The organism is bacterium SCSIO 12827, assembly GCA_024397995.1.
Lineage (GTDB): Bacteria > Pseudomonadota > Alphaproteobacteria > Rhodospirillales > Casp-alpha2 > UBA1479.
Map to the genome: position 1 here is coordinate 2462151 of CP073746.1, position 7850 is coordinate 2470000.

The 7850-nt window shown below is 61.1% G+C and carries 4 protein-coding genes (1 of these 4 only partly in view); 1 reads left to right on the plus strand and 3 read right to left on the minus strand.

The window, feature by feature from the left end:
• Positions 1-32: 32 nt before the first annotated feature.
• On the minus strand, positions 33-989 hold the full coding sequence (locus KFF05_11615) for a helix-turn-helix transcriptional regulator (GenBank protein UTW50604.1): 957 nt from the start codon (positions 987-989) through the stop codon (positions 33-35).
• Positions 990-1339: 350 nt separating this feature from the next.
• On the opposite strand from KFF05_11615, the gene KFF05_11620 reads away from it, so the two are divergent.
• Entirely contained in the window at positions 1340-4297 is a 2958-nt protein-coding gene (locus KFF05_11620) for a hypothetical protein (protein UTW50605.1), read from the plus strand.
• Positions 4298-4391: 94 nt separating this feature from the next.
• Here KFF05_11620 and KFF05_11625 read toward each other — a convergent pair whose 3' ends face one another.
• Positions 4392-6938 (minus strand): hypothetical protein, encoded by a 2547-nt coding sequence (locus KFF05_11625; protein UTW50606.1) that lies wholly within the window; start codon positions 6936-6938, stop codon positions 4392-4394.
• A 271-nt stretch (positions 6939-7209) separates the two neighbouring features.
• On the minus strand, positions 7210-7850 hold the 3' portion of the coding sequence (locus KFF05_11630) for an AraC family transcriptional regulator (GenBank protein UTW50607.1). It continues 343 nt past the right edge of the window; the window shows 641 of its 984 coding nt (coding positions 344-984); its start codon lies off the right edge, out of view; its stop codon occupies positions 7210-7212.

The following is a 7850-nucleotide window of genomic DNA, read 5'->3' on the forward strand; positions in this document are numbered from 1 at the left end:
GCCCGACTCTTTGCCAGGGCGGCGTTCTGTATCTAGCCGCCTTGCCGGGTGTGACGCCCCGGCGGATTCCCGTAGCGCGCGGTATAGGCATTGATGAAATTGGTGACGTGATTGTACCCAACCCGGTAGGCGATGACCTTCATCGGAGTGGCTTCCATCGTCAACGCGATGCGCGCATGTTCAAGGCGATGGTTTCGCAACACTTCAAAGACCGTCGCACCGAAAGCCATGCGGAATCCGGCGTTCAACCGCTTTTCCGTCAACCCGACCGCGCTGGCAAGTTCCCCCAAACTCGGCGGGTTCCGCATATCCTTAAGCAAGATGTCCCGTGCAGCATGAACGCTGTCACGCTCACTCCTGGACAACTCGTTCCTCGCCTCCTTGCCGCTGGGTCGCCCGACGGCCTGGACGGCCAGCAACTGCAAAACGGTCCCTTCCATGAACAGGGTGCGCAGCGGGCCGTTCAAGCCCGGGGCAAACAGGTTTTGCGCCAGATTGCGGAGCTGGCGTGTGCTCTTCATGGTGAAGACCTTGCTTTCGCTGATGTCCGGTTCCAGCAGCGGGTGCAGTTCCGGTGGCACATCGTCATCGAACAACCGCGCAATCCGGTCACCATGCAGGCCATAACCGGCCAGCTTGATCTGTTGCCCGGCCATGAGATGAAAATCGACGGTACGGACGAGCGGCCGGAACAACACCGCGTGGTTCGGGCCGACCTGGAACCGGGGGCCATCCGTCAGTTCGATATCCAACAGTCCAGAGACCGCGACGTCGCTGCTCAGCCAAACGTCCTTCTCGCTGTCCGAAGGCTGAACCGTCAGATCCTTGCGCACATCCGCAGTAGCCAGAAAGACCCTGAGCCCGGGCCCGATCTCCAGCCGCTCAATCACGGCCTTCCAATGATCATCATCAATTTCAGTCCGCTCGCTGACCTGAAGGCTGCGATCACCGGTCGCCTCTTGCAGGAGCCATTCCACGTTGTTTGGCATGGGAGGAAATCAACACTGTTTCTACAAGTTCGGCATGTAGTCTGATGCGAATGCCCGTGTCTTGAGCTTATCTGAATTCACCTTCGATCAGACACACCAAAGACTAGCACTGATCATTATTGAACCATTGTTCATAGTGAAGCCTTTTATCATATAACGCGCATCTTGCACGCTCATCCCTTCGTAGGAAAAGTAACTCCAGCCGCGCAATCACCGCACAAGACGGTGACGGTACCGTGCGCGCTGTGGCGGTTCTGGCGCGCCTCAGCGGGCATTGAACCTGCGGCTGCTCTCGAAGGAAATGCGCGGACTGAAAAACGGGTGAACGCCCGCATCAGGGGGAGAGAATTATGGTTGAAGTCGGCTTCGCCACGGTTACGTTGATTCTAGTTCTGGTCCCGGTCTTGGCCGGTCTTGTTGGCATCGGCGAGACAATGCGCTCATCATTCCGCGCCTTGATCATGGTTCCTGTTGCCCTTGCGGTCGGATGCGCTCTCGCCTCTGCCATCCCGTCACCGGCCGTCGCGCAGGTCATCCTCCTCGACACCACCAAGGCGCCGAAGCAGTCCGCCCCGATCTGCGGCGCCATCGTCAACGGAAAGGAGTTCCCTGCCTGCGGCGGCACCTGGGCCAAATACGAAGGAGCGGCCGTGGCCGAATGCAAGCCCGGCGCATTCTTCGACGTCGGCAAATGGGAATGCTGGCGCTGTCCGCCGGGATATTACCGCACCGGCGTCGCCGTCACGGAACCCCGTGCCTGCGCGCGCAAGAACCCGGAAGCCCGCGGCGCATTCGGCCCCGCATCGTTCCGTGGCACGCGCTGCCCGGCGGGATCGTTCTACGACCGCGTGCGCGGCGGCGAATGCTGGAAATGCCCCGCCGGTTTCAGACGGTCCGCGGCGCATATCGACGCCGGCAATGCCTGTTACGTGCCCGCGTCTGAACAATTCCGCTACGCAATCCGCAACAATCCCGCTGTTGGCCTGTCTTGCCCCGGCGGTCAATTTTGGGACAGCGTCGATGGCCATTGCTGGAGTTGTCCTGCCGGTTATGCCCGCACTGGCACCCATGTCCACGATGCCAAGGCCTGCCGACAGGTCATTGCCGAAAAGCAAGCCTCCGCAACCCGTGTCGGCCTCGCCAAATGCGAAGCTGGTGAATTCCATCATGACCGCATCCCGGGGGTACAGAACCCCGATACCGGTGGCGGCTGTTGGAAATGCCCCGCGGAATGGGACCGCACGACCTTCCCTGTCGATGGCCAAGCCGCCTGCGAAAAGGACGGCGGGCTGGAATTTTTCAAGGCGAGCCTCGACTCCGCGGTGTCTTGCCCGGCCGATCAATTTTTCGATTTCATCGGCGTAAACGACCAGGAATTGCGCAATCTGAAAGGCGCCAACCTGGCGCCATCGACAGCGAAACCGGCCGCCAGCGGCACCTGCTGGTCATGCCCGGCCAATCACAAACGAACCACAAGCCACGTGAAGGCTGGAAATGCCTGCGCCCGCCCGTCCATGGATTGGTATACGGCCCCCTACAACGAACCCGGACTGTTTGGCATCGAGGGCGCCGAAGCTGCGGTCCTTGAATTGGTGCGTGACCGGCAGGCCGTCGAGATTGCCATCCAGGCGCTTGCCGACGACACCAAGACGCCCGTCGCGCAACTGCGCAAAAATCTGTGGGAAGAAATCGGTGCCGAGCCGGAAAAAAGCGCGGTCCTGATGGCGATCACCCAGGCCGCCTTGATGGCGGCGATTGAAAGCCCGCAAAGGGCGACGCCGGGCCAAAAGGCCCTGGTCGCCGGGTTTTCCAAATACATGATCGCCCGTCGAACCTATATCGCCCAAGATGCTCTCAACGCCTATGACACCTGGGCGCGCTCGGAACAACACCGCCGCACGGGGTCGCGGGCGCAGCATAGCGGCCTTTTCGCCACCTTGGATACAGGCATAGCACCACCCGATTTCTACGACGTCATCCATGCCGGGGTATTCGTCGGCTTGGGTGCCGGCATCGGTGTCAGCGCCGGGTACACCGCAGCCATAGCCAACCCCGCCGTTTTCAAAAAGGTGTTTCCCTATAGCAGAAGTCTTGTGAAAGCGGCCCTGAAGAAGGCGCAAATGGCGGCAGAACAAGGAACCGGAAAGGTCGCGCAGAAGGTCGTTGAAAAAGGGCTCCAAGCCACATCAAAAGCAATTCAGCGCATGGCGTCGGTGATGAAGGCGATGGGTTCGATTGGCCCGCAACTCATCATCACCCTCGCCATCGAAATCGCGTCTCATCAATTCGAAAAGCTGATCGCCATCGAGGAAGCCCGCCCCAAACTGTTGGCCCTTCTGGCCGACGCCAAGCAGCCGCCGCAATTGGCGCGCATGATCGATTCCGATTCTGGATACGGTATGCTCGCGGGATTTTGGGGACTCGCCGTCTCCGGCTCTGCACGGCCATCGACGGCCGTGACCGCGGAATTGAAAGCCATTGCCGCCGATGCGCTCGGCCATAACACTGGTCCTGCGACCAACATCCAGGCACCGACAACGATTATCGATGGGGGCAGCCAGCCGGTGATCTCCATTCCCAAGCCGTCCAGCAACGAACTCGCCAGCCTATCCCTGGGCAATCTGCAATGGGATCAGATCGACGGCCGCGCCCATGACATCGCCGTCGCCACCGACGGCACCGCCTGGGTGATCGGCGACAATAAGGTGCCAGGCGGTTATGGCGTTTACTTTCGCGCCAACAATGCGGCGAAGTGGGGAAGTCTGCCCGGGGGCGGCGTGCGCATCGCCGTGGCCGACACCACGCCCTGGTTGGTCAACGACGGGGGCGTCGCCTTTGAGCGCACTGGCACAACCTGGGCCAATCGGCCGGTCCTGGCCGGCGGCAAGCTCATGAAGGCCGTCGACATCGGTGCCAGCGCCAAGGGTGTCTGGGCCGTGGCGGAACCCGTCAAGGAAGGAAGCTTTGCGGTCTACCACTGGACCGGCAAGCAATGGCAACGCGATCACTCGGCCTGGGGGACACGCATCACGGTCGATCGGGACGGCAATCCCTGGTTGACCAACGCGGCCGGCCAGATCTTCGCCCTCGTCAGCGGGAAATGGCAACCTTTCAAAGGCACGGCGCAGGACATCGCCGTCGATGCCTTCGGCGCGCCGGTCGTAATCGACGCGAAGGACAAGCTCCTGGCGTTCAACCCTGGCACCAACAACTGGGTCGCGACGGGCCGCGATGCGACGGCCGTCGCCGTCGGCGGCGGCAAGATCTGGCACCTGGGTCCGAAAACCGAGGTGTACCGGCAAAAGTAGCGACACCGCCTACTGCCGCATAACATGCCGGCGGCCCGCCACGGGCCGCCGGCAGTTTATGAGCATCATCATCGTAGAATGGGCGCCGGGCAGCCTAGTGAAACTGATAGGTTTCGTTTGTTTTGGAAATCCGCCACACCTGACCACCGCCGACACCGATGGCGACGGAATCCTTGTCGTCAGAAATTCGATCCCAATCGCGCTTCGTGCCGTTGAACACGTATACGCCGCCACTCGTGCCGACGACGTAGGCCGCGCCCCGCGCATCGACCGCCACATCCTTGGCGGCGCCCGGCAGCCTCTGCCACTTCAGGTTATTGTCGTGGACGAAGATGTGGCCTTTGTTGTTCACGACCCAGGGGCGACCGTCCTGATCGACATCGATCCGCTGGGCCTTACCCGAAACGAGATTCCAGTTGTTGCCAACGCGTTGATAAATCTTGTCGTCGGTACCGGTGATCCACACGCCTTTGGCGCTGGCGCCGATGTCTTGCGCCGCGGGGCCGGAAACCTTCCGCCACCGGGTGCCCGACTGAACATAGATCCCGCCCTTGTCGTTCACCACCCAGGCCTCGGTGCCGGAAACCGCAACGCGAAGCGCCCCCCCGATAATCTTGGTCCACCTGCTATCGGTCTTGGCGCGTTTGAACATCTGATACCCGCCGTTCGTCTTATTCACGCCGATCGCATAAACGGTACCGTCGGAGCCGACCGCGACATCGCGGGCCGCACCGGCGACTTTCTCCCAGCTCGGCGCGCTGGCCGTTGCCCTGCTCACGACCACGCGGTCGCCTTCCAAGGTCGTGCCCGACACGGCGGGAACGTCCATGACGATGTTCGTGCCATTCACGTTCACGGTCGCCGTATTGCTCGGCATCGACTGCGCCGGCAACAGCGCGGCCCAGGTGCGGGCGGTGGGCTTGTAGTACTCCTGGGTCATCAGCGCCCAGTTGCTCAGGACTTCCACCCGGCCTTCTGGAGTCATGATCAGGCGGGACAGGTTCACCGGTTTCCGCGCCGTCTCCAGGGCGTCGTTGACGACGGCGATCTGTTGGTTCTGCGCCAAGGCGTTGTCCGTCGCGATGCTGAAGATTACCGCCGAGGCCGTCATGACCGCGAAGGGAACGGCAAAGGAGCCAATGACCCCCGCTCCGGCCTCCGCGGCGGCGGCGGCCTTGGAAATCGCCGCGCCGGTCTTCAATGCTTTTTGTTGGATCGAAGCCATTTTCTGCGCCCAATTGAAGGGTCTTATTGCTATCGCCGCGCGGGCCGTCAGCTGAGCGAATCCGGGCGACACGGTTTCAAGCGCATACGCGCCGAGGAACGCCGTCGCCATCGCCGCGCTGGGCGCCAGATGCATGACGTTGGCGATCAGGCTTTTCAAATCCGGTGGGGCGACGCCGACGTCATAGGCACTGTGCATACTTCTTGTGGCCAGTGCCGATGTGCGTGCCTCCTGGCCACGGGTCCAACTTTGCCAGATGTTGTTCATTTCCGAGGCGGCCAACTGGCGCGACTGCTGAATATAGACGGCCATGTAGTTCAGCAAGTCCCGTTCGGGCTTGGTCCTCGGGCCGTTCTTGATCAGATCGAAAACGCGTGTGTAGACCGCCGCCATCAGGATCGGCGAACTTTCGGGCCCTGTCAGAATATGCTTCCAGGTTTCGTCTCTGAATTCGGCGGCTTTGGCACCGGTCAGCTTTTCCGCCTCGATGGACCCCTCGATGATCTTGTCGATCCGCGTGCGCTCCTTGATGACCTCGGCCGCGATCTCGTGGCCGCCCGGCAGCTTGAACAAGCCGTTCGGCGTACGCTTGGCCGCTTCCCAGTCGATGGTCGTGAACTCGCAGGCCTTGTTCGTTTTTACGCCGAACACCGAACGCACCGAAGTCTTAGGACATTCCCAGCAGGTTCCGCCGTCAATGAAATCGAAATGCTCGCCGGCCTTGCAGGTCAGCGCCGCCGTTTGCTCAGCCGGCTTCAGGTCCTCGTTCCGGAAACAGGCATTGTTGGCGGTGACCGCGGCGGCAGTGCGACGGAAACCCTCGGGACAGGAATAACAGCTTCCGTTCAGGTCCGTGATCGTGCCTTCCGGGCAGACCCGGTCAACGAATTCAGCCCGGCGCGCGCTTGCACCAAACTTGCCGCAGGCATCCCAAGCGTCGACCGCGGACAAGGTCCGGCCGAAGCCCGACGGGCATTTCCAGCATTCGCCGCCGTTGCGGGGGTCCTTGAACGTCCCGTTCGGGCAGGTTTTGTGGCCGCCGACCCGTCTTGCGTATTTGTATTCAGCCCTGACCTGTTTGGAACAGGCCTGCGGAGTATCGACCGCGAATCCCGTTCGGTTGTAGCCGCTGGGGCATGTGAAGCAGGCCCAGGTGCCGATATCGAAGAACGACCCGTTCGGGCATTTGCCGACGGCCTTGCCGGTATATTTGGCTTTTGCAAAGCTGCAGGGCTGCGCAAGCTGGCCGGTCTTAAGATCAACCCCGCCGCAGATCACATGCCCCTCGGAAAATGCCGCCTGCGTCTGTTGCGCCGACGCATTAGACGGATTCACCGTACCCGCGAACGCGACCAGGGCCAGCAACGCCCCCCGCACCAGGATGGGGAAGAGTGCAGACTTGAAAGAGATCCTCATCGACCGTTCCTCGATTCAATAACGCTTATCGTTTCACGATTACCTGCCGGCTACCGCACATCGGCGAAATTCCGTGCTTCGCCCTCCCCCTGAAAGAAAGATCACCAGCAAACGTCACTACGCGCCGCGTGCCCATCAGGATGGAAGGCATCGTTAGATAAAGAGCATCTTATGTATGAAAGACCGGCTGGAAAACGCGTGCGGGACATTGCATCCCCTTATTCAGCGCTTTCCGGATACGTGATACAGTTTGTGGATATGGTGGCGAACCTCAGATCCGCTTTCGGATCGTTTCCGAGGGCAATTCGCCGAATTCGCGGCGGTACATTTCGGCGAATCGCCCCATATGCCCAAACCCCCAGGCCCGGGCGATTTGCGCAATTGTCGCCCCATCCTCGCCTCCGGTATGCAATGCGCCGTGAACTCGTTTCAACCGGACCAGCCGCAGATAGGTCATGGGTGACATGCCATAGGCGTTCTTGAAGGCATTTTGCACGGTTCGATAACCGCATCTGGCCGCCGCGGCGATATCGGCGACGCTGACCACCGTATGGGCATGGGCGTGAATGTAATCACGCGCCCGCTTGACGTGATAAGGCAGGGCCACTTGCGTTGCGCATCCTGCAATTGCATCGGAAAAACTGTTGGGCAGCAACGTCAGGACCTGAGTCAGGAGCAGTTCTTCCATCTGCCGGTTAAGGATCGGATTATCCATTTCCCGAAGCGGTCCATCCAGGGCGTTCGCGATATACTGCAACGTATTGCGGAACTGGCGCCCGCCCGGGGTCGTCATATCGATGGCCTGATCGAAGACCACCGGGGCGCCGCCCACATCGGCGCCGATCACCGCTCGGGCATGCTGGCGCAGCTGCTCTTTCAACACTGGCAAGGCGAAAGCCGACAATCCCGACT